Source organism: Pandoraea anhela (genome assembly GCF_902459655.1).
GTDB classification, from domain to species: Bacteria; Pseudomonadota; Gammaproteobacteria; order Burkholderiales; family Burkholderiaceae; genus Pandoraea; species Pandoraea anhela.
The window spans coordinates 190,532-211,617 of sequence record NZ_CABPSB010000002.1; the positions used below are offsets into that span (position 1 = coordinate 190,532).

Genomic DNA, 21,086 nt, shown 5'->3' on the forward strand with positions numbered 1-21,086 from the left:
ACAGGCTTGGGTCAGGGTCTGGCGCCCCCGTCCGCTGCCGGTGCGGGGGCGCGTGAGAAACATCGGCTCGCGATCAGTCGTCGAATTGCGTAATGCGAATGATGCCCGCATCGTCCTCGTCGCCGCACGGCGCTTCGTCGAAGGCGATATCGCCGAGCGGATCGGGTTGTCCCGTCGCACGCAGATGCTTGAAGTCGTGCAGGTTCGTGTCCATCAGATGCGACGGCACCACGTTCGACAGCGCACTGAAAATCGACTTGATACGCCCTGGATGCTGCTTCTCCCACAGGCGAATAAGCGACTTCATCTCCGCACGCTTCAGGTTCGGCTGGCTGCCGCACAGCGTGCACGGAATGATCGGGAACTGCTTGTACTCGGCGTAACGCTCCAGATCCGGCTCGCGAACATAGGCGAGCGGGCGAATCACCACGTTCTTGCCATCGTCCGATTGCAGTTTCGGCGGCATGCCTTTGAGCTTGCCCCCGTAGAAAATGTTCAGGAACAGCGTCTCGATGATGTCGTCGCGATGATGCCCCAGCGCGATCTTGGTCGCACCCAACTCGCCCGCAACGCGGTAAAGAATGCCGCGACGCAGGCGCGAGCACAGCGAGCACGTGGTCTTGCCTTCAGGCACCACTCGCTTGACGATGGAATACGTGTCCTGATTCTCGATGTGGAAATCCACGCCGATGGAACGGAAGTAGTCCGGCAGCACATGCTCCGGGAACCCCGGCTGCTTCTGGTCGAGGTTGACGGCGACGATCGAGAAGTCGATCGGGGCGCGCTCGCGCAGCTTGAGCAGAATATCGAGCATGGCGTAGCTGTCCTTGCCGCCGGACATGCACACCATCACGCGATCGCCCTGCTCGATCATGTTGTAGTCGCCGATGGCCTGCCCCGTCAGACGGAACAGACGCTTCTCGAGCTTGTTGTTCTCGAACGCGAGCTTCTGCGCTTTCTTGACGCTATCGGCAGCAGCGGTGGGGGTGGCGGCCAGCGGCGCGCCGGTCTCGGGCATGACGGCACTCATGTCAGGCATCCTTCATCTGAAACACTTCGATGCCCACCGAGTGGCAATCGGGGTAGACGTCCGGCTTCTCGGTCGACACGCCCACGGCACGCACGCGCGGATGCGCCAGCAGCGCACGCGCGACGTCGTCGCAAAGCGTTTCCTGCAGGTGAATATGGCCCTGCCCCACTCGCTTGGCGATGGTCTCGCGCATGAAGTCGTAGTCGACGACTTCGTCGAGCTTGTCTTCCGTGGGCGTGCTGTCCGCCAGCGGAACGAACAGCTGAACGTTGATCAGCACGCGCTGCTCGCCACGCTTCTCGTGATCGTGCACGCCGATATTGATGAACACCTCATAGTCGCGCAGGAACATGCGACGGCAGTCCATCAGGCGAGGGTGGGAAAGAGCGCTATGCATTTTGAAGACTCGTAATGACAATCAACGAGACCGGTCGGCATCGGCCGGCTCGGTCAGAAATTTCACGTCCCGCGACGAACTCGCGAGATGTTGCCCGCCATCGACATACAGCACCGTGCCGGTGACGGCGGAGGCATCGGCCAGATAAGCGACGGCCTGGGCAATATCCGCCGGCGTGGACGACGCCCCCAGCGGCGTGGCGGCATGGGCAGCGGCGAATCCGGCCGGCGTCTGATCGACCGACAGGAGTGTCACGCCGGGCGCCACACCGACCACGCGCAGACGCGGCGCGAACGCCTGCGCCAGCAGGGTCGTCGCCACGTCGAGCGCGGCTTTAGACAGCGTGTAGGACAAATAATCGGGGTTCGGATTCGCCAGCTTCTGATCCAGCAGGTTGACGATGACACCGCGTCCCGCCTCGCCAAGCGCCTTGTGCATCTCGCGCGCGAGCACGAGCGGCGCGCCCGCGTTCACCCGCATGTGACGCTCCAGCGCCCGATACCCGAAATCGTCGGCGCTATCGTATTCGAAGCGCGAGGCATTATTGACGAGGCAGCGCGGCACGCCCAGCGTCTCGGCGCAACGCGCGATCAGCCCGGCCGTGGCGGCTTCGTCGGCCAGCGACGCCCGCAATGACACCGCCCGGCGCCCCATGGCTTCGATCGCGGCGACGGTTTCGATCGCTTCGTCGTGCGAGCGTTCGTAATGCACCGCGACGTCCCATCCCGTGGCCGCCAGCTTCAACGCGATGGCCCGGCCGATGCGACGCGCGCCACCGGTCACGAGCGCTACACGCGGCACGTCGGGCGTGCTGGCAGTATCGCTGGCGGTGGCGGGGCGTGGCGTCGATGCAACGGTCATGCGGCGATTTCCTGTCGAATTCCTGTCCGTGAACAGGGGGATGGACGAACTTCGGGCGGCGCAGCACAACACCTGCGGCGAGATACGACAGCCGGCGAAGCCGACACGCGTCTCCAAGCGAAACGCGAGTGTTGCGCAAACTGACGGGAATCCCGCAAAAACCACCGAAAACTAGCAAAAATCGGCGCAAAAGCAGCCGATTTCACCCGCAGACGCGCCTCATTCAACCATAGCAGCCAGTCTGCACCGTCTCCGTTACAATGCCCGCATGAATCAGGCCGCACCGAAACCCCATAGTTTACCCGTTCCGCAGACGGACGCACTCGAACACTCGCGCCGCCTCACGGCATACCTGGCCGACGCCATCGCGGCGAACGGCGGCTGGCTGCCGTTCGATCGCTTCATGGAACTCGCGCTGTACGCGCCCGGCCTCGGATATTACGCCGCCGGCGCGGCCAAATTCGGACGCCTCGCCGCCGACGGCAGCGACTTCGTCACCGCCCCCGAACTCACGCCGTTCTTCGCCCGCACGCTGGCCCGTCAACTCGGCGAAATCTTCGAACAGACGGGCGACGCACAGGTGCTGGAGTTCGGCGCCGGCTCGGGACGTCTCGCCGCAGACCTGCTGCTCGCTCTCGAAGCCGAAGGCACGCCGTGCGCACAGTACTCGATCATGGAACTCTCCGGCGAGTTGCGCGCGCGCCAGCGCGAGACCATCGCAAAGACGGCGCCGCATCTGCTTGACCGGGTGACGTGGCTCGACCGGTTGCCCGACGCCTTTCAGGGTGTGATGCTCGGCAACGAAGTGCTCGACGCCATGCCCGTGCGCCTGTGGGCGCGTCGTCCCGACGCAAGCGGCCGCCCGGTATGGTTCGAGCGCGGTGTCGTGCTCGCGCAGGACGGCTTCGCCTGGGACGAACGTCTTCACACCGGCGCGCTGCCCGAAACCCTCGAAAGCCTGACGGATCTGCCGCCGACACAGGAATATCTGACGGAGACGCACGAAGCCGCCGCAGCCTTCGTGCGCAGTGTGGCGCCGCTGCTCGCCCGCGGCGTGCTGCTCCTGATCGACTACGGTTTCCCGGCACGCGAGTATTACCATCCGCAACGCGCGGGCGGCACGCTGATGTGCCACTACCGTCATCACGCCCACGACGACCCGTTCTACTATCCGGGTTTGCAGGACATTACGGCGCACGTGGAATTTTCGGGAATCGCCGACGCGGGCGTCGAAGCCGGTCTCGATCTGCTGGGTTTCACGTCGCAGGCGCGCTTCCTCATGAATGCAGGCATCGTCGATCTCATGAGCGCACTCGATCCGACCGATCCGAAGACATTCCTGCCGGCGGCAGCCGCCGCACAGAAGCTGTTGTCCGAAGCCGAGATGGGCGAGTTGTTCAAGGTCGTCGCCTTCGGACGCGGCATGGACGAATGGGCCGGGCTGATCGGCTTCGCCACGGGCGACCGCAGCCACGCGCTCTGACCTCGCCCGATCGACGGCTCATCGCCCCCAACCCAACGCCACCGAGAGGCCACGCCGATGTTTCGCTGGATGTTCACCATCTTCTTCGCGATCTGCGTTCTCTCGGCGGCTGCGCCGTGGCTCACCAAGCTCGGCATCGGCCGTCTGCCCGGTGACGTCCGTGTGCGCTGGCGCGGCAAGGAGATGGTCTTCCCGTTCGCTTCGACCATCCTGCTCTCGCTCATCTTCAATCTGCTGATTCGTTTGTTGTAGTTCACGCGACGCCGCGCGGGGCAGCGCAACACCTGTTGCAACCTTCACCGCGTCCGGCCGTCACCGGCCGTCACCGGCCATCAGCGGGGTTGCCGGGGATTGCCGTCATCCGCGCCTTCCCATGCGTCACACGGCGCAACAATTGCCGCGTCCCCTCCCCCGCCTTTGGCCCTGCGGCATTCAGGCCCGCGCTCCCCTGCCCGTCACCCCCCGGATTCACAGGGTTAACTACGATTTGATCATTTGTTGCAAAAAAAAATATGAAACAAATGATTCAACAACGAATCACGGGACCGACCTTTTCAGGAGCAGGACATGATCAAGACGCGATTGACCGGGGTGATGCGTGGGATGCTGGGCGCAGCCATGGCGGTGACCGCCGGTGCGGCGCTGGCGCAGGGCGCATCGGAGACGCTGCAAAAGATCGAGAGCAGCGGCGTGATCGCGATCGGCCATCGCGAGTCGTCGATCCCGTTTTCCTATTACGACAACAATCACAACGTCATCGGCTACTCGCAGGACCTCTGCAACAAGATCGTCGATGCGGTGAAGACCCGTCTGAAGAAGCCCGACCTGCAAGTGCGCTTCATCCCCGTCACCTCGCAGAACCGCATCGCGCTCGTGCAGAACGGCACCGTCGACATCGAATGCGGTGTGACGACGAACCTGAAGGCTCGTCAGACACAGGTCAATTTCTCGAATACGTTCTTCATCGCGGGCACGCGTCTGCTGGTGAACAAGAACGGTGGCGTGAAGGATTTCCCTGACCTTGCGGGCAAAGCGGTGGTGACCAATGCCGGCACGACCTCGGAGCGCATCCTCAACAAGATGAACAACGAGAAAAAGATGAACATGAACGTCATCTCGGGCAAGGATTACGGCGAGTCATTCACGATGCTGCAAGGCGGTCGCGTGCAGGCGTTCATGATGGACGACGTGTTGCTCGCCGGCGCCCGTACGATGGGCCGCAACCCCGACGACTGGGTGGTGACGGGCACGCCGCAGTCGTTCGAGGCGTACGGCTTCATGATGAAGCACGGCGACGCCGAGTTCAAAAAGCTCGTGGACGACACGCTGGCGGGCGTGATGAAAAGCGGCGAGATCAATGCGATGTACAGGAAGTGGTTCGAATCGCCGGTGCCGCCGAAGCAGATCAGCTTCAACTTCCCGATGAGCGAACCCCTCAGACAGCTTTACGCGAATCCGAACGACAAGGCGTTCGAGTAACGTTCAGCGGTCTTCGCCGCCCAGTCCTGCGGCGTCGACCGCATCGATACGCGCGGCTTGCACGGCCTCGCGTATCTTCGCGGGATGGTCGGCGTACTGACGGGCGACCGCCCCCGCGTCGATACTGCGCGCCGCGGTCAGCGCCGCCAGCAGACGGTCGCGCTGCGGATACGGTGCGGTGGCGAAATCGCCGCCGCGTCCGCGCGCGTCGGCCTCACAGGCCTGCAACACTTCGACGAAACGTTCGGGCTTGCGCAACGCGTCGCATCGTTCCAGCAAACGCACCAGCGCGCCCGCCCCGAACTTCCCGCTCGCATGAATGTTGCCGTGCTCGCGCGCGACAACCTGCGCCAGTTCGCGACAGTCGACCGGCACCCGCAGGCGCGCGCAAAGCGGACCGAGCAGCCCGACGCTGCGTCCCTCATGTCCGATGTGACGCGGCAACACATCCTCCGGCGTCGTGCCCTTGCCGAGATCGTGGGTGAGCGCAGCGAAGCGCACCGGCAGCGAATAGCCCTGCTTTGCGGCGTAATCGAGCACCATCATCACGTGCACACCGGTGTCCACTTCCGGATGGTAGTCGGCGCGCTGCGGCACGCCCCTCAACTGCGCGACCTCCGGCAAAATGCGCGCCAGCGCACCGGACGCACGCAATACGTCGAACATGCGCGAGGGCCGATGCGCCATCAAGCCGCGCGAGATTTCCTGCCAGACACGTTCGGCGACCAGCGCATCCACTTCGCCGTTGGCCGTCATCTCGCGCATCAACGCAAGCGTCTCGTCGGCGACGGAGAAGTCGGTGAAACGCGCGGCGAACCGGGCGCATCGCAGAATCCGCACCGGGTCTTCCGCGAAGGCGTCGCCCACGTGACGGAACAGTCGCGCTTCCAGATCGCGCTTGCCGCCGTACGGATCCACGAGCACGTCCGACAGACGATCGTCCGGCAGCACTTCACGCGCCATCGCGTTGATGGTGAAGTCGCGCCGGATCAGATCCTCTTCGAGAGTGACTTCCGGGGCGAAGTAGAACGAGAAACCGTGATAGCCGCGTGCCGTCTTGCGCTCGGTGCGGGCCAGCGCGTACTCGGCCTGGGTTCTGGGATGGAGGAACACCGGGAAGTCGCGACCGACCGGCCGGAAGCCCTTCGCTACCATCTCTTCGGGGGTCGCGCCGACCACCACGTAATCGCGATCCTTGACGGGCAGGCCGAGCATCTCGTCGCGAATCGCGCCGCCGACAGCGTAGATCTTCATGGGCACACGTCGTAAAAGGCGATGCACTGCGTCTCGGCACGTCCGCCGGCGACCCACGCCTGCACTGCTGCGACATTGCGAATCCCGTCGGCGTAGGCTTGTGCACGCGCCGACAACGTCGGTTCGAACGTCGCGAAACGCATGACGACAGGCGCATAGAAGGCGTCGGCGATCGAAAAGTCGCCGAACAGGAACGGCCCGTCGTAGCGCGCGAGGCAATCCTCCCAGATGGCCTCGATCCGTCGAATGTCCGCGAGCACTTCCGGGGTAGCGCTCGCCCCCGGCCAATGCGCCGAGACATTCATCCACATGTTCGTGCGCAGCGCCGTGAAACCGCTGTGCATCTCGGCACAGATGCTGCGCGCATGCGCACGTGCATCGAGCGCCTTCGGCCAGAGCGGCAGATGCGGATATGCATCTGCCAGATATTCGCAGATGGCAAGCGAGTCCCAGACGGTGATGCCGTTGTCGATCAGGCAAGGGACCTTGCCCGTGGGCGAATATCGCAGGATCTGCTCACGCGAATCGGGCTGCGCGAGCCACACGTTCTTCTCATCGAACGCGATACCGAAATGCTTGAGCAGAACCCAGGGGCGCATCGACCAAGAGGAGTACTTTTTGTTGGCGACGATGAGTTGCATGAGGACTTTCCTTTCGCACGCGGCGACGTGACGCCGCGTGTTGTCATTGGGATGCAGGCGGTAACGAGGACACGACGCGACACGACACGATGGGATCGCGGCATGGCGCCACGGCGGCGCAAGTGCCTGCGTCCGTTGCCGGCGCGCCCCGACCGTCAGCGACCGGCGAAACGCCGATAATCCGCCATCCGCTTTTCCCAGTTCCCGCCGTTGAGGTAGTCGACGGCGATCTCCAGCCCGTTCGGCGTCAGACCGAGTTCCGGCGCGAGCGGGCCGGTCATGACGTTGTCGACCGTCATCGAATCGAGATTGTCGCGCGTGATGATCGGCTCGCCCGGCAGCGTCTCGAAGAGCCTCGCCTGAAGCCGCGCGGTGCTGTCCGGCAGCGGCAGAATCGGGCGCTCGCAACCGCACGCCGCGCCGGCAAAGCGCACCAGCGCTTCGAGCGTGTACACCTCCGGTCCGCCCAGCTCATACGTTTTGCCGAGGGTGGCGTCGCGCTCGAGCGCGGTGGCGAAGGCTTGAGCGACGTCCACGACATACACCGGCTGGAAACGCGCGTTCGCGCTCGCCAGCGGCACGACAGGCAGCCGCCGTTGCAGCTTCGCAAACGTATTGAGGAAGTTGTCGCCGGGGCCGAACACGACCGACGGACGGAAGATCGTCACGGCGATACCCGTCTCGCGAATGGCCACTTCGCCATCGCCCTTCGAGCGCTGATACATGCTCGGGCCGTTCGAATCGGCACCCAGCGCGCTCATATGGATGAGCCGGGAGACGCCACGATCCGAACACGCCTGCGCGATCTTTCGTGGCAATTCCACGTGAACACGTGCAAACGCGCGACCGTAGGGCGTGCCACGATCGCTATGCAGAATGCCGGCGAGATTGATCACAGCGTCGCTTCCGGCGATCACGCGCTCCAGCGCACGCGGGTCGTGCACATCGCACTCGACCAGTTCCACACCGGGCATCACGCCGAGCGCCTTGGCGGCTTCGACGCGCCGCGTGGGCAGACGTACGGCGTGTCCCATCGTCACGAGTCTCGCCACCAGATGGCTACCGATGAAGCCTGTGCCACCGACGACACAAACGTTATAGCGCATGCGTCACCTCCGCGTGATGACCACGGGTACGCGGCCCCGACCGCTGCCCTGTCACTGGGGCAGGATTACGCCGAGCCGCTCCTTGAGCGATTGCGGGCGGCCCGTAATGATGGCCGAGTAATACGTGGTATTCGACAGCACGTTCTCGACATACTGGCGCGTTTCGTTGAACGGGATCGTCTCCGCGAAGATCGCGCCCTCGACCGGACGATCGAGCGTGGAGCGCCACGTGCGCGGGCGTCCCGGACCGGCGTTGTATCCGGCCGACGCCAGCACGGCCGACCCGTCGAACTGATTGTAGATGCCCGACAGGTAACTCGTACCCAGCCGGATGTTGGTGTCGATGTCGTGCATCATGCCCGGGCTGTAATCCATGCCGATCTGTCGGGCGACCATCTTCGCGGTCGCCGGCATGACCTGCATCAGACCGCCGGCACCGGCCGACGAACGTGCATTGATGATGAAACGCGATTCCTGGCGAATCAGGCCGTAGGCCCACGCCTCGTCGAGATCGACACTCTTGGAAAAGCGGTCCACCTTGTCGCGGAACGGCATCAGATAACGCAGCGTGAAGTCGTGCTCGACCTTCGTGCGATCTGCCGTGTTCACGGCCCGATCGAACAGCTCGATGCCGTTCGCATACTGCGCGGCGGCGATCAGCTGACGGTCCGTCATGCTGCGCAATTCCCAATTCCACTCGCGGTTGCCTTCGAAACGCAGGCCCAGATCGTAGAACTTGGCGGCGCGCAGGAAACCGGGATTCGAACGATTCGCATCGATCTCGGCCTGCGTGACGACGGTGCGCGGCGGCAGCGTGGTCTTGTTGCCCAATTCCTCGTTCGCCAACTGGCCGTAGAAGTTCGGCTGCGACGCGATTTTCTGGAACTGCGCACGCGCGGCGTCACCTTGTCCGGCCTCGCGCAGCGCCCGACCATACCAGTAAGTCCAGACGCCGTCGTCGCGCAACGCCGCCGGCATGGCTTCGATGCCGGTACGAACGAGATTCCAGTCACCGGCGCGCAGGGCAGCGCGGATCTTCCATTCCTGCGCCGTATTCGAGAGCTTGGCGTTGCCCGCCTGCCGATACCAGTTGATCGCCATGGGGTTCTGCGACAGCGCACCACGCATGCCGATCGCCCCCCAGCCGATGGCGCGCTCCTCTTGCGACAGGCCGCCCGCGATACTGCCAAAGCTGCTGGCGGCGAGCATGGCGTCCGAGCGGGCCATGCGAACCGTGGCGAGCAGCGCCAGTTGACGCGAGGCTTCGGAGCCGTCCACGCCGCGCGCCAGAATCTGCGCCGGACGCGAGGCCGCCATGTCGAGCAGGCTGTCGTCAGGACGCGCCGCCCCCAGCGCGTCGGCGATCTGCTTGCCCAGCGAGGTGTAGTTCTCCTCGTAAGCCAGACGAATCTGGTGCCAGACTTCCTTGCGCGGCAACTGGCCGCTCGCGGCTAGCGTATTGATCATGTCGACGCAACCCTCGCCGTAGTACTTGGGCGTGGTCAGCAGATCGGTCGCGGCCTGCGTGACGTTCTCGCCACGCGACGCCCGCGACATCAGCGAATAGCACTTGACCTGGGTATCGTCGTCGAGCACGAATTTCGGATACTGCGCGTCGAACGTCTGCCAGTCGTGGCGTTTGCCCAGCGCCAGCAGCCAGTCGTTGCGCATGCGGTCGGCAATCGCCTGACCGTCATACGTGCGCAAAAAGGCGCGGATATCGTCGTCAGGAGTATCGATGAGCGCCTTGCCCGACCGGTCGAACATGCGCGACTTGATCTGGAAGTACTGGACATACGACGGCACGTCGTAGTCGGTGAGCATGGCGGCGAGGGCGGTGGCGCGCGGCGCGTCGTTGCTGCGGGCGGCCTCGCGCAACTGCACGAAGATGTCGTCCGGCGAGCGTTGCGACAGCGCATCCGCAGACGTCGCCGAGCGGCTTGCCGCCGACTGCGCCTTGGGACGGCCGGTCGCCTCGGTCGTGCTGCACGCCACGAGTGTGACGGCGGTCAGGGCAAGCGCGGCGGCGCGATATACTCGGGTCAAACGTTCGGACATCTTCGGGAGCGTCGGGTAAAAAGTGAATTCAAGCATAGCACGGGACCTTGCCCAATCGGCGGCGCGCACGTCGGGAAATGGGGCGGACGCAACGGCCGGGAAAGCCCAATTGCGCAAGGCGTTGCTCGACGCCCGCAGCACCCTCGACGAGCGCACGGCGCGCGACGGCGCGCTTGCCGTGAGACTGACCGGCGAACTCGCTCGCCGGGCCCCGCGCTGCATCGGCTTTTACTGGCCGATCCAGAGCGAGTTCGATGCCCGCGCCGTCATCTGCACCTGGCTGGCCGGCGCACCCGCCGGCACGCTGCGGCTGGCGGCACTGCCCGTCGTCACGGCCCCCGCCACCCCGCTCGTCTTCCATCGCTGGACCCCCGATACGCCCATGACGCAAGGCCGCTACGACATTCCGGTGCCGCAGGACACCGAGGTGCTCGTGCCCGACCTGCTGCTGGTGCCGTGCGTGGGCTTTACCCGCAGCGGCCTGCGGCTCGGTTACGGCGGCGGCTTTTACGACCGGACCCTGCATTCGATGACGCCTGCGCCGCAAACGCTCGGCATCGCCTACGACGCCCTCGAAATCGAACAGCTCGACGCCGAGGCCCACGATCTGCCGCTCGACGCGATCGTCACGGAATCCGCCGTCTATCCTGGCGTCTCCTGCCCTGCCTCGGCCAACGCGACCGGCAACCCACGCTAATCCATGACAACGCTCAAGATCCTGCCGCTCGGCGACAGCGCGCTCGTGTGCGAAGCGGGGACCACGCCCACGCTCGCCACGCAGCGACGCGTCTGGCACGTGGCCGCCCTCGCCCGCGACTGGCCCGACGTGCGCGAAGTCGTGCCCGGCATGAATAACCTCACGCTGCTCTTCGACCCGCTCGCCACCGACATCGACGTGCTGAGCGAGCGCCTGCGCGACGCCTGGCAGACACCGCCCGCCGGTGCGGAAGTGGGACGCGATATCGAGATTCCGGTCCACTACGGCGGCAAGCACGGCCCCGATCTCGCGGAGGTCGCCAGGCACGCGCGACTGCAACCGAAGACCGTCGTGCAACGCCATACGGCGCCGGAGTACATCGTCTATTTCGTCGGCTTCCAGCCGGGCTTCGCCTATCTCGGCGGGCTGGACGACTCCATCGCCGCGCCGCGCCGCGCGGAGCCGCGACTGTCCGTGCCCGCCGGCTCGGTGGGCATCGGCGGCAACCAGACCGGCATTTACCCGCTCAATTCGCCCGGCGGCTGGCAGATCATCGGCCACGCCACCCGCGCCTTGTTCGACCCCGCCGCGACCCCGCCCGCCCTGTTGGCGCCGGGCGACCGCGTGCGTTTCACCATCGCGAGCCTCGACCTGTGATCGATATCCTGCGTGCCGGCCTGCTCACTACCGTTCAGGATCTGGGCCGAACCCGTCAGCGTGAGTTCGGCGTCGCCGGCGGCGGCGCCCTCGATCCGCTCGCCTGTGCTGTCGCCAATCGTCTCGTCGGCAACGAACTGAACACCGCCACCCTCGAAATCACGATGGGGACGTGCGCGTTACGCTTCACGTCCGCCACACTCGTCGCACTCACGGGCGCCGACTGCCACGCCGAACTCGACGGCAAACCCGTGTGGTCGTGGTGGCGCTTCCCCGTCACACGCGGCCAGACCTTGACGCTGCACCCCTCGCGCTTCGGCATGCGGACGTATCTCGCGGTGGCCGGCGGCATCGACGTGCCCGAAACCCTCGGCTCGCGCAGCACCGACCTTACGGCAGGCTTCGGCGGCTTCGAGGGACGCGCCCTGCGCGACGGCGACCGCATCGCCATCGGCCACCCGAGCGCCGCCGCGCGCGACGCCCAGCCGTTGGGCGTGCGCCCGCCCCTGTGGCTGTCGGATCCCCTGGCACATCGCGTGCGCGTCCTGCCTGGGCCGGAGTACGACGACTTCACTGCGGTCGCCCACAAAAGCTTCTGGGAAAATCCGTGGCAGGTCACACCCAACAGCAACCGCATGGGCTATCGCCTCTCGGGACCGGAACCGCTCGCGCGCAAGAAGAACCGCATGAACGATCTGCTCTCCCACGGCGTGCTGCCCGGCGTGATTCAGGTGCCGCCGTCGGGACAGCCGATCATTTTGCTGGCCGACGCCCAGACCACCGGCGGTTATCCGAAGATCGGCGCCGTGATCAGCGCGGACCTGTGGCGGCTCGGTCAGGCGCGGCTCGGCAGCACGCTGTATTTTTCGGAATGCACCGCCGCCGAAGCGCGCGAAGCCATTCGCGAACAACTGCGTTATCTTGATCAGATCGAGCGTGCGCTCGCGTGGCACGATCGCGGCATTTTGCACAAGCCACGGTTGGCGGCCATCTCGCGCGTTCCGCGCGTTCCGAGCCCGCCGCATCAGCGCACCTGATTCGCAACACCGAAGGGAGCCACGGCGAACGTGCGGGCGCGGCGCTCCCCGCAGGAGAATTTATGACGAAGATCGATCTGAACGTGGACCTCGGCGAAGGTTGCGATTACGACGAAGCGCTGCTCGCGCTCGTCAGCTCGGCCAATGTGGCGTGCGGCTGGCATGCGGGCGACGCCGGCACGATGCAGCAAGTGGTGCGATGGGCGCTGGAGAACGACGTGGCCATCGGCGCGCATCCGAGCTTTCCCGACCGGGGGAATTTCGGACGTACCGAGATGCAACTCCCGCTCGACGAGATTCGCGCCGGCATGCTGTATCAGATCGGTGCGCTCGCCGCGTTGGTGCGCGCACAGGGCGGATGGCTCACGCACGTCAAGCCGCACGGTGCGCTCTACAATCAGGCCGCACGCGATCCCGCACTGGCGCAAACGCTGGTCGAAGCGATTCGTGCGTTCGACACCGATCTCGCCGTCTTCGGGCTGGCGGGCGGCGAACTGGTCAAGGCGGCGCGCGCCGCCGGCATGACCGCCGTCGAGGAAGTGTTCGCCGACCGTGGCTACAACCCGGACGGCTCGCTGGTCAAACGCGGCACGCCGGGCGCGCTGATCGAGCGGGAGGAAGATGCGCTGGCACAGACGTTGATGATGGTGCGAGAGCAGCGCGTGCGCGCCATCGACGGCACGTTCGTGCCGATTCAGGCGCAAACCGTCTGCCTGCATGGCGATGGCGAACACGCGCTCGAATTCGCCCGGCGCATCCGCAGTTTCCTGAGCCACGAAGGCGTCGAGATCGCGCCGGTGCGCTGACGCATCCCGGCGCGTCCCAAACGAAAACGCCGTCCGGGGGCATTCCCCGGACGGCGTTTCGACTTTCGATTCGCCCGCTGCCGATCCCCCCTGCGGCAACGTGGCGACGCTTACTATCCCAGCGTCGGCATCACCAGCGACGACGTCGCGTTTGCCGGACGGCCCTCCGACCAGCGACGCGTGACCACCTTCGAGCGCGTGTAGAAGCGCACCGACTCCGGCCCGTAGATGTGCTGATCGCCGAACAGCGAATTGCGCCAGCCACCGAACGAGAAGTACGACACCGGCACCGGGATCGGCACGTTCACGCCGACCATGCCGACTTCGATTTCGTCCTCGAAACGACGCGCCGCGCCGCCCGACGTCGTGAACACCGCCGTGCCGTTGGCATACGGATTGCGGTTGATGAGGGCAATCGCCTCTTCCAGCGTATTCACGCGCACCACCGACAATACCGGCCCGAAGATTTCGTTGCGGTAGATCGACATTTCCGGCGTCACATGATCGAACAGGCACGGACCGATGAAGAAGCCGTTGTCGCGCTGCGCGACCTTCAGATCACGGCCATCGACGACAAGGCTGGCGCCCTCGTCCACCCCCGCGTCGACGAAGCCCTTCACCTTGTCGCGATGCACGCGGCTAATGAGCGGCCCCATCTGCGCCACGGGATCGGCGCCGTCGCCGACCGGCAGCGCCTTTGCCGCCTGGGCGAGACGCGCGACCAGAGCGTCTGCCACGTCGCCCACGGCAACGGCCACCGAGATCGCCATGCAGCGCTCGCCGGCGGAGCCGTAGGCCGCGCCGATGAGGGCGTCGACGGTGAAATCGAGGTCGGCGTCGGGCATCACCACGCCGTGGTTCTTCGCGCCGCCGAGCGCCTGCACCCGCTTGCCGTGGGCCGACGCCGTGCTGTAGATGTACTGCGCGATGGGCGTCGAGCCGACGAACGACACGGCGTTGACGTCCGCATGCGTGAGCAGCGCGTCGACGGCGGCCTTATCGCCGTTCACGAGGTTGAGCACGCCGTCGGGCAACCCGGCCTGCTTGGCCAGCCGCACGAGCAGCAGCGCCGCCAAGGGCACCTTTTCCGACGGCTTGAGCACGAACGTGTTGCCACAGGCCACGGCCATCGGGAACATCCACAGCGGCACCATCGCCGGGAAGTTGAACGGCGTGATACCGGCGCAGACGCCCACCGGCTGATGCAGGGAATACGTATCCACGCCCGTGCCGACCTGCGGCGCGATCTCGCCCTTGAGCAGATGTGGAATCCCGATGGCGAACTCCACGACTTCGATGCCGCGCGTGACTTCGCCACGCGCGTCGTCGAGCGTCTTGCCATGCTCTTGCGTGATCAGTTGCACGAGGGCTTCGCGATTCGTTTCGAGCAGTTCGCGATACTTCATCATCACGCGGGCGCGCTTCATCGGGGGCGTAGCACGCCAGCCCGGCAATGCCGCACGGGCGGCGGCGACCGCCTTCGCGACGTCCGCCGCGCCCCCCAGCGCCACCTGACGGATAACCTCGCCGGTGGCCGGGTTGGTCACTTCGCCGAAGCGCAGTTCGGCTTCTCCCGACGCTGCGGCGGCGCCGCCAATCCAATGCTCGATACGTTCGGTGCTGACTCGTTGATTCATGTCGATATCCGTGAAAGCGGTGTCGTTGGCAAACGTCTGCCGTGATTTATCCGACAGGCGGCGCGATGCCCGGGCGTCGCAGGCCGTCGATGGAAGATCCGAGGGTTCCGGGGCGGCCTCAGGCGCGCCCCGACATGGCGTTCAGGCCGTCTCGCGAATGGCTTGCGCCACCGTGCCGAACAGTTCGTCGATCTGTGCTTCGCTGATGATGAGCGGCGGCGAGAACGCCAGAATGTCGCCGGTGTAGCGCACCAGCACGCCCTTCTCGAAGCACTTCACGAACACTTCGTGCGCGCGCGCGCCCGGCTTGCCGTCGCGCGTGGCCAGTTCGATGCCGCCGACCAGCCCCAGATTACGAATGTCGATGACGTTCGGCAGGTCACGCAGACCGTGAATCGCCTTCTCGAAGTGCGGCGCAAGCGTGGCGGCGCGCTCGAACAGGCCGTCGTTCCTGTACAGGTCGAGTGCGGCGCACGCGGCGGCGGCGGCCAGCGGGTGGCCTGAGTACGTGTAGCCGTGGAAGAACTCGATGGCGCCCGCATTGCCGGCGTCGACGATGGTGTCGTGCACGCCCGTTTTCACGGCGACCGCGCCCATCGGCACGGCGGCGTTGTTCACGCCCTTGGCCATCGTGATGATGTCCGGCGTCACGCCGAAAAATTGCGCCGCGAACGGCTTGCCCAGGCGGCCGAGACCGGTGATGACTTCGTCGAAAATCAGCAGAATGCCGTGCTTGTCGCAGATCTCGCGCAGTTTTTGCAGATAGCCCTGCGGCGGCACCAGCACGCCGGTGGAGCCCGCGAGCGGCTCGACGATCACGGCGGCGATGGTCGAGGCGTCGTGCAGCGTGACCAGACGTTCGAGGTCGTCGGCCAGATGCGCGCCCCACGTCGGCTGGCCCTTCGTGAAGGCGGCTTCCTTGAGGTTGAGCGTGTGCGGCAGATGATCGACGGCGGGCAGCAACTGGCCCGAGTACGCCTTGCGGTTAGGCGAGATACCGCCGACCGAAATACCGCCGAAACCCACGCCGTGATAACCGCGCTCACGGCCGATGAGGCGCGTGCGCTGGCCTTCGCCACGGGCGCGGTGGTAGGCGAGCGCGATCTTCAGCGCGGTGTCGACCGATTCCGAACCCGAGTTCGTGAAGAAGATACGGTCGAGGCCCTGCGGCGTGATCTCGGCAATCTTGGCGGCAGCTTCGAACGCCTTCGGGTGCCCCATCTGGAACGTGGGCGCAAAATCCATCTCACCGGCTTGCTGACGGATCGCCTCGACGATTTCCGTGCGGCAATGACCGGCATTCACGCACCACAGCCCGGCCGTGCCGTCCAGAATCCGACGATTGTCCGAGGACGTGTAATACATGCCCTCCGCCCGGACCAGCAGACGCGGCGCGCTTTTGAACTGGCGGTTGTTGGTGAACGGCATCCAGAACGCCGTCATGTCGAGATTCAGTGCTTTCATCATGTTCATTGCGGGTCTCCCCAGAGGGCTGGGCTCGATCAGGGTTGTCCGGGGACGACACCGGATATCGGCCGCCACGGGTGGATGGAGCGATCCTACGAGAGGCCGACCGGTACAGACATGTACAGTCACTCGGAAAATGTATATTCTGTATCGGTCAATCGCCCAAACTGTATTGGCAACAGCCAATGCGGCGGGCACTTATCGTGATCTCCCACCATGGTCCAGCCGCTCGCCTTTTCCCTGAACCGCGCCCAGCCCGAAGCGCTCGTCGAACAGATCGTGCGCGAGGTCGAGCGGGCGTTGCAACGACAGACGTTGCATGCCGGCATGCGCATGCCGTCGATCCGTTCGTTGGCGAAGGCGCACGGCATCAGCACGTTCACGGTGGTGGAGGCGTACGACCGGCTCGTCGCGCAGGGCACGCTCGTGGCGCGGCGCGGCGCAGGGTTTTTCGTGGCGGGCGCGGCGGACGCCCGGGACGCCCGCCCCGCCAATGCCGATGGCAAACCGGCGATGGCCACGACGGCGAGCGAAGTCACCAATGCGTGGCTGCTGTCGGAAATCTTCGCGGACGACTCCATCGCGGTGAAAAGCGGCTGCGGGTGGCTACCCGACAGTTGGCTCGACGAGGACGGCCTGCATGGCGCGTTGCGTTCGCTGTCGAAGGGGCCGGGTGCGCACTTCGCGCATTACGGGCATCCTCACGGTTACGGGTTGCTGCGTCAGTGGCTCACGCGCCGCCTCGGTGAACTGTCCATCGACGCGCCGCCCGAGCAGATCGTGCTCACGCAGGGCGCGACGCAGGCGCTCGATCTGATCGTGCGCACCTTGCTCAAGCCGGGCGATACCGTGCTGGTCGAAGCGCCGGCGTACTGCAATCTGCTGGCGGTGTTGCGGCTGGCGGGGCTCAACGTCGTGGGCATCCCCCGCACGGAAGCGGGGCTGGATCTCGCGGCGCTGGAACAGGCGGCGCAGACGCATCGCCCGCGCGCACTGTTCGTGAACCCGGCCTTGCAGAATCCGTTGGGGACGTCACTCAGTCCGGCGTCTGCGCACCGCATCTTGCAGTGTGCGGAGCAGCATGGGTTCTGGATCGTCGAGGACGACATATACCGGGAACTGGCTCCGGCGGGCACGCCGTCGCTGGCGGCGATGGATGGCTTGTCGCGCGTGATCTACGTATCGAGCTTCTCGAAGACGATTTCGCCGTCGGTGCGTGTGGGGTATCTCGCATGCTCGCGCGATCTCGCGCATGAGATTGCGCGCAGCAAGATGGTGGCGGGTCTCACGTCGTCGGAGATCAACGAGCGCATCGTGCACGCGATCCTCACCGAGGGACGTCACCGCAAGCACATCGAACGCCTGTCGGACAGGCTCACGCGCTCGCGTGCGCGGCTGATTACGCAATTGCAATCGCATGGCGTGACGCTGCTGGCCCAGCCGGAAGGCGGGATGTTCGTGTGCGGCAGCTTGCCGGAGACATCGCAATCGGCGCGTGAGCTGGCCGAGGCGGCGTTGCTGGAGAGCATCATGCTGGCCCCGGGCGAATTTTTCCTCGCCCACAACGAACCGTGTCACTGGTTCCGCTTCAACGTCGCCTACTCGGACGACGCTCGCCTGTTCCGCTTTCTGGATCGCGCGTCGGCAGGGAAGTTGGCGGCGTGAACGGGATTGCGGGCCATCAACGAGACGCCCGACAGCGTGCCGAGTACCGTGGAAAACCTAGGGGGAGACGATGACGCGCAGTATTGACCTCAAAGGGTCCGTTTTACGATCAACGAATGGCGAAAAACGTCGATGAAACGCAACGTGAATTGCGATGCTTGGAGGAGACTAGATCACGCAAATGCATGTCAAGCACCAAGCCCAAACCTCTCCCGATACGCCACCGGCGTGACGCCATACTGACGTTGAAACGCGCGGCGCAAGTTTTGTTCGTCGCCGAAGCCCACGCGCGCGGCGATGCGTTTTAGCGGGGCGTCCGTGTCGAGCAGTGCGAACCTCGCCGCTTCAAGACGCATCCGCTCCACTGCCTTCGCCGGGGTCGATCCCGTGCGTGCGAGGTAACTGCGGGCGAACGTGCGCGGACTCATGTTCACCTGCTCCGCCAGACGTATCACCGACAAGTCGCCATCCAGCCGCCCGGCCATCCACGCATGCAGATCGCCGAACGGCGCGCCCGCCGCGACCTGCTCCTGCAACGGCGGACTGAACTGCGATTGCCCGCCCGCGCGCTTGAGAAACACCACCAGCCGACGCGCCGCCTGCAACGCGACATCCACCCCACAGTCGTCCTCGATCAACGCCAACCCGAGATCGATGCCTGCCGTAATGCCCGCCGACGTCCACACCGGATCCTGACGCACATAGATCGGATCGGCCTCGACCAGCGCCTCCGGGAAGCATTCCTGCAACATCGCCGTATCGAGCCAGTGCGTGGTTGCCCGACGACCATTGAGCAACCCCGCCGAACCCAGAATGAACGCGCCCACACATACCGAACACACGCGTCGCACCTTCGGGGCGTAGCCCCGCAGCCAGTCGCTGACCGGCGCCGGCACCGCAGGGCGATGCGCCACGGCGCCGCCCACCGCCACCAACGTGTCGACGTGAATCCCGTCCAGCGAGCGCATCGGCGCCGTATGCAGCGTGATGCCCGATCCCGTCTCCACCGGCCCGCCATGCTCGGATACCACTAAGGTCTTGTAGGGCGCCTCCTGCCCGCGCTCCGTGAGGTTGCGGATGACCGCATGAAACGCGTCGAGCGGCCCGGCCAGATCAAGCAGGACGAACGGCGGCACGATGAGAAACGCAACGAGACGAGGTTGATTCAGAGGTTGATTCCGAGGTTGATTCATGAGGGCAATCGATTCATGGACGGACCATGGACGGGCGCCTGGCATCGACGGCGTACCACACCGTCGCCATCGCGGCGATCAGCAACAGTGGGAACGTCGCCTGATTGATCGTCGACCAGCCGAAGCGCGCGAGCAACTGGCCGGCGAACAGACTCGCCAGCGCCGTGCCGGCAAAGGTGATGAATTCGTTGGCAGCCTGTGCACGCGCTCGCTCCGCCGGGCGATACGACAGGGTCAGCAGCGTCGTGCCGCCCACGAACATGAAGTTCCAGCCGACACCGAGCAACGCCAGCGCCGCATAGAAGTACGCAAGACTCGTGGACATGAGCGCCAGCACGCCGCACAGCGCCGACATGCCGATGCCCAGCAGCAGCACCGGCACTACGCCCCAGCGCTTCACGAGATGCCCCGAGAAGAACGACGGCGCGTACATGCCGACCAGATGCCACTCGATGATATGCGCCCCGTCGTCGATGCTGTGACCGCAGGCGACCGCCGCGATGGGCGTGGCCGTCATCACGAACATCATCACCATGAAGCCGATCAGGTTGTTCGCCAGCGCGGCGATGTAGATCGGCTGACGCATGATCTCGCCGAGCGGACGCGCCGGCAAGTCGTGGGCCGTGCCCGCCGCACCGCCCGCCGCATGCACCGGCAAGTCGCGCAGAAAGCCCACGAGCAACACCAGAGAGATCCCCGACAAGATCGTGACGACAAGATACGACCCGGCAAACGTCACCGGCGCGAGCCAGTCCTTGCTGCCTGCGGCGAGCGCCGGGCCGACCACCGCCGCCAGCACCCCACCGGTGAGCACGACGGAGATCGCGCGCGGTTTGTCCTCGACCGGCACGACGTCCGCCGCCGCCAGCCGGTAGTAACGCGCGAACGCCTGGAACACGCCCACGCAGGCCGTGCCCGCGCAGAACATCGCGAAGTGACGCTCGTAGATCGCCATCACCGACACCAGCCCGCCCACGGTGCCGAACAACGCCCCGAGCGCGAAGCCGAACCGCTGGCCGAAGCGCTGGATGAGTATCGACGCGAATATCGTCGTGATGGCAGACGCCACCGTAATCAACGAGAACGGCAACGTCGCATACCCCTTGTCGGACGCCAGCATGTAACCGACGAGGCCCGTCAGCGTCAGATCGACCGACAGCGCGGCGGTGTAGAGCGCCTGACAGGCGGCAAGCACGGCCGCGTAGCGGCGGCCGAGTCGACGGCGCCGGGACTCGGCGGGATCGTTTGGCGGCGCAGCGCGCCCGGCAACGGTATCGGTCATATGCGAGAAGTCGGACAAGTGGGACATTTGGGAACCTCATCTTGCCGTCGGCCAATTTGGCACGAATGCCAATCATGCATCAAAAAATGCCACGAGGGTGATGGGCGGCGCGGGTCGTTCCCGCACACGGGACGACCGGGCAATGGTGCGCGTTGCCCACCTCAGCCGATGCACAAAGGTGATTCATGGCACCGATATCGCGCCAAATCGGTGCGCACCAACTCAGCGCGCGGCCGCACCAACGTGCTTCGCTCCCGGCGTCCGTCCCTAGGCCGAAAGGACGATGTGCAGACGCCCCTCGCTGTTGCGTCGAGGCCTCGAAAACTTGGATGCAAG

At 65.4% G+C, this 21,086-nt stretch carries 19 protein-coding genes; 8 read left to right on the forward strand and 11 right to left on the reverse strand.

All coding sequences use genetic code 11. The features are described 5' to 3' along the window. Positions 1-73: 73 nt before the first annotated feature. Genes ttcA through PAN31108_RS03975 form a run of 3 tightly spaced genes read right to left on the reverse strand, consistent with a single transcriptional unit; the run spans position 74 to position 2,288 of the window. Positions 74-1,018 (reverse strand): tRNA 2-thiocytidine(32) synthetase TtcA, encoded by a 945-nt coding sequence (gene ttcA / locus PAN31108_RS03965; protein ID WP_150667851.1) that lies wholly within the window; start codon positions 1,016-1,018, stop codon positions 74-76. 13 nt (positions 1,019-1,031) lie between these two features. Beyond that, positions 1,032-1,427: a dihydroneopterin aldolase gene (locus tag PAN31108_RS03970; protein ID WP_044453467.1), complete on the reverse strand. Its 396-nt coding sequence runs from the start codon at positions 1,425-1,427 to the stop codon at positions 1,032-1,034. Between the two features lie 21 nt (positions 1,428-1,448). Further along, positions 1,449-2,288, reverse strand: coding sequence for an SDR family oxidoreductase (locus PAN31108_RS03975; RefSeq protein ID WP_150667592.1), 840 nt, complete (start codon positions 2,286-2,288; stop codon positions 1,449-1,451). Between the two features lie 268 nt (positions 2,289-2,556). Between PAN31108_RS03975 and PAN31108_RS03980 the strand changes: the two genes are divergently transcribed. The 3 genes from PAN31108_RS03980 (at position 2,557) to PAN31108_RS03990 (ending at position 5,250) form a co-directional block, all read left to right on the forward strand. Next, positions 2,557-3,771: a class I SAM-dependent methyltransferase gene (locus PAN31108_RS03980; protein ID WP_150667593.1), complete on the forward strand. Its 1,215-nt coding sequence runs from the start codon at positions 2,557-2,559 to the stop codon at positions 3,769-3,771. Positions 3,772-3,828: 57 nt separating this feature from the next. Continuing rightward, the gene (locus PAN31108_RS03985) at positions 3,829-4,023 is read left to right on the forward strand and encodes a DUF2905 domain-containing protein (protein WP_150667594.1); all 195 of its coding nucleotides are present in this window, start codon (positions 3,829-3,831) and stop codon (positions 4,021-4,023) included. A 351-nt stretch (positions 4,024-4,374) separates the two neighbouring features. After that, on the forward strand, positions 4,375-5,250 hold the full coding sequence (locus PAN31108_RS03990) for a glutamate/aspartate ABC transporter substrate-binding protein (protein WP_246183791.1): 876 nt from the start codon (positions 4,375-4,377) through the stop codon (positions 5,248-5,250). A 3-nt stretch (positions 5,251-5,253) separates the two neighbouring features. Here the strand turns inward: PAN31108_RS03990 and PAN31108_RS03995 are convergent, their stop codons facing one another. The 4 genes from PAN31108_RS03995 to PAN31108_RS04010 form a co-directional block, all read right to left on the reverse strand. Beyond that, positions 5,254-6,504 carry a multifunctional CCA addition/repair protein gene (locus PAN31108_RS03995; RefSeq protein WP_150667596.1) on the reverse strand — a complete coding sequence of 417 codons (1,251 nt, stop codon included), beginning with the start codon at positions 6,502-6,504 and terminating at the stop codon, positions 5,254-5,256. Then, entirely contained in the window at positions 6,501-7,145 is a 645-nt protein-coding gene (locus tag PAN31108_RS04000) for a glutathione S-transferase family protein (protein WP_150667597.1), read from the reverse strand. Before PAN31108_RS04000 ends, PAN31108_RS03995 begins: the two co-directional genes overlap by 4 nt. A gap of 155 nt (positions 7,146-7,300) precedes the next feature. After that, positions 7,301-8,251 carry a complex I NDUFA9 subunit family protein gene (locus PAN31108_RS04005; RefSeq protein ID WP_150667598.1) on the reverse strand — a complete coding sequence of 317 codons (951 nt, stop codon included), beginning with the start codon at positions 8,249-8,251 and terminating at the stop codon, positions 7,301-7,303. Positions 8,252-8,302: 51 nt separating this feature from the next. Beyond that, a complete protein-coding gene (locus tag PAN31108_RS04010) occupies positions 8,303-10,309 on the reverse strand; it encodes a lytic transglycosylase domain-containing protein (protein ID WP_150667852.1) in 2,007 nt (668 codons plus the stop codon). 34 nt (positions 10,310-10,343) lie between these two features. Here PAN31108_RS04010 and PAN31108_RS04015 point away from each other — a divergent pair, with 34 nt between their 5' ends. The 4 genes from PAN31108_RS04015 to pxpA all read left to right on the forward strand — a co-directional run bounded on the left by PAN31108_RS04015 (position 10,344) and on the right by pxpA (position 13,506). Further along, positions 10,344-11,006, forward strand: a complete 663-nt coding sequence (locus PAN31108_RS04015; RefSeq protein WP_370819568.1) for a 5-formyltetrahydrofolate cyclo-ligase — start codon at positions 10,344-10,346, stop codon at positions 11,004-11,006. 3 nt (positions 11,007-11,009) lie between these two features. Continuing rightward, positions 11,010-11,663, forward strand: a complete 654-nt coding sequence (pxpB, locus tag PAN31108_RS04020; RefSeq protein WP_150667600.1) for a 5-oxoprolinase subunit PxpB — start codon at positions 11,010-11,012, stop codon at positions 11,661-11,663. Continuing rightward, on the forward strand, positions 11,660-12,700 hold the full coding sequence (locus PAN31108_RS04025; protein WP_150667601.1) for a 5-oxoprolinase subunit C family protein: 1,041 nt from the start codon (positions 11,660-11,662) through the stop codon (positions 12,698-12,700). The genes pxpB and PAN31108_RS04025 overlap by 4 nt, the downstream gene beginning before the upstream one ends. A 62-nt stretch (positions 12,701-12,762) precedes the next feature. After that, positions 12,763-13,506: a 5-oxoprolinase subunit PxpA gene (gene pxpA, locus PAN31108_RS04030; protein ID WP_150667602.1), complete on the forward strand. Its 744-nt coding sequence runs from the start codon at positions 12,763-12,765 to the stop codon at positions 13,504-13,506. 113 nt (positions 13,507-13,619) lie between these two features. Here the strand turns inward: pxpA and PAN31108_RS04035 are convergent, their stop codons facing one another. Next, positions 13,620-15,143 carry a CoA-acylating methylmalonate-semialdehyde dehydrogenase gene (locus tag PAN31108_RS04035; RefSeq protein WP_150667603.1) on the reverse strand — a complete coding sequence of 508 codons (1,524 nt, stop codon included), beginning with the start codon at positions 15,141-15,143 and terminating at the stop codon, positions 13,620-13,622. 141 nt (positions 15,144-15,284) lie between these two features. Then, positions 15,285-16,616, reverse strand: coding sequence for an omega-aminotransferase AptA (gene aptA / locus PAN31108_RS04040; protein ID WP_150667604.1), 1,332 nt, complete (start codon positions 16,614-16,616; stop codon positions 15,285-15,287). A gap of 210 nt (positions 16,617-16,826) precedes the next feature. On the opposite strand from aptA, the gene PAN31108_RS04045 reads away from it, so the two are divergent. After that, positions 16,827-18,275 carry an aminotransferase-like domain-containing protein gene (locus PAN31108_RS04045; protein ID WP_150667605.1) on the forward strand — a complete coding sequence of 483 codons (1,449 nt, stop codon included), beginning with the start codon at positions 16,827-16,829 and terminating at the stop codon, positions 18,273-18,275. Positions 18,276-18,463: 188 nt separating this feature from the next. On the opposite strand, the gene PAN31108_RS04050 is transcribed toward PAN31108_RS04045, so the two are convergent. Next, complete coding sequence (locus PAN31108_RS04050; protein ID WP_246183766.1) at positions 18,464-19,468, reverse strand: GlxA family transcriptional regulator; 1,005 nt, start codon at positions 19,466-19,468, stop codon at positions 18,464-18,466. 13 nt (positions 19,469-19,481) lie between these two features. Next, complete coding sequence (locus PAN31108_RS04055; protein ID WP_370819566.1) at positions 19,482-20,777, reverse strand: MFS transporter; 1,296 nt, start codon at positions 20,775-20,777, stop codon at positions 19,482-19,484. Positions 20,778-21,086: the final 309 nt, after the last annotated feature.

What these genes read in the sequence shown, in the direction of transcription:
- PAN31108_RS04005 (WP_150667598.1), bottom strand. Translation starts at nt 8,251, where the DNA reads ATGCGCTATAACGTTTGTGTCGTCGGTGGCACAGGCTTCATCGGTAGC.
- PAN31108_RS03970 (WP_044453467.1), bottom strand. Translation starts at nt 1,427, where the DNA reads ATGCATAGCGCTCTTTCCCACCCTCGCCTGATGGACTGCCGTCGCATG.
- pxpA (WP_150667602.1), top strand. Translation starts at nt 12,763, where the DNA reads ATGACGAAGATCGATCTGAACGTGGACCTCGGCGAAGGTTGCGATTAC.
- pxpB (WP_150667600.1), top strand. Translation starts at nt 11,010, where the DNA reads ATGACAACGCTCAAGATCCTGCCGCTCGGCGACAGCGCGCTCGTGTGC.
- PAN31108_RS03975 (WP_150667592.1), bottom strand. Translation starts at nt 2,288, where the DNA reads ATGACCGTTGCATCGACGCCACGCCCCGCCACCGCCAGCGATACTGCC.
- PAN31108_RS04045 (WP_150667605.1), top strand. Translation starts at nt 16,827, where the DNA reads ATGGTCCAGCCGCTCGCCTTTTCCCTGAACCGCGCCCAGCCCGAAGCG.
- PAN31108_RS04035 (WP_150667603.1), bottom strand. Translation starts at nt 15,143, where the DNA reads ATGAATCAACGAGTCAGCACCGAACGTATCGAGCATTGGATTGGCGGC.
- PAN31108_RS04010 (WP_150667852.1), bottom strand. Translation starts at nt 10,309, where the DNA reads ATGTCCGAACGTTTGACCCGAGTATATCGCGCCGCCGCGCTTGCCCTG.
- PAN31108_RS04050 (WP_246183766.1), bottom strand. Translation starts at nt 19,468, where the DNA reads ATGAATCAACCTCGGAATCAACCTCTGAATCAACCTCGTCTCGTTGCG.
- ttcA (WP_150667851.1), bottom strand. Translation starts at nt 1,018, where the DNA reads ATGCCCGAGACCGGCGCGCCGCTGGCCGCCACCCCCACCGCTGCTGCC.
- PAN31108_RS03995 (WP_150667596.1), bottom strand. Translation starts at nt 6,504, where the DNA reads ATGAAGATCTACGCTGTCGGCGGCGCGATTCGCGACGAGATGCTCGGC.
- PAN31108_RS03985 (WP_150667594.1), top strand. Translation starts at nt 3,829, where the DNA reads ATGTTTCGCTGGATGTTCACCATCTTCTTCGCGATCTGCGTTCTCTCG.
- PAN31108_RS03990 (WP_246183791.1), top strand. Translation starts at nt 4,375, where the DNA reads ATGCTGGGCGCAGCCATGGCGGTGACCGCCGGTGCGGCGCTGGCGCAG.
- PAN31108_RS04055 (WP_370819566.1), bottom strand. Translation starts at nt 20,777, where the DNA reads ATGTCCCACTTGTCCGACTTCTCGCATATGACCGATACCGTTGCCGGG.
- PAN31108_RS04000 (WP_150667597.1), bottom strand. Translation starts at nt 7,145, where the DNA reads ATGCAACTCATCGTCGCCAACAAAAAGTACTCCTCTTGGTCGATGCGC.
- PAN31108_RS03980 (WP_150667593.1), top strand. Translation starts at nt 2,557, where the DNA reads ATGAATCAGGCCGCACCGAAACCCCATAGTTTACCCGTTCCGCAGACG.
- aptA (WP_150667604.1), bottom strand. Translation starts at nt 16,616, where the DNA reads ATGAACATGATGAAAGCACTGAATCTCGACATGACGGCGTTCTGGATG.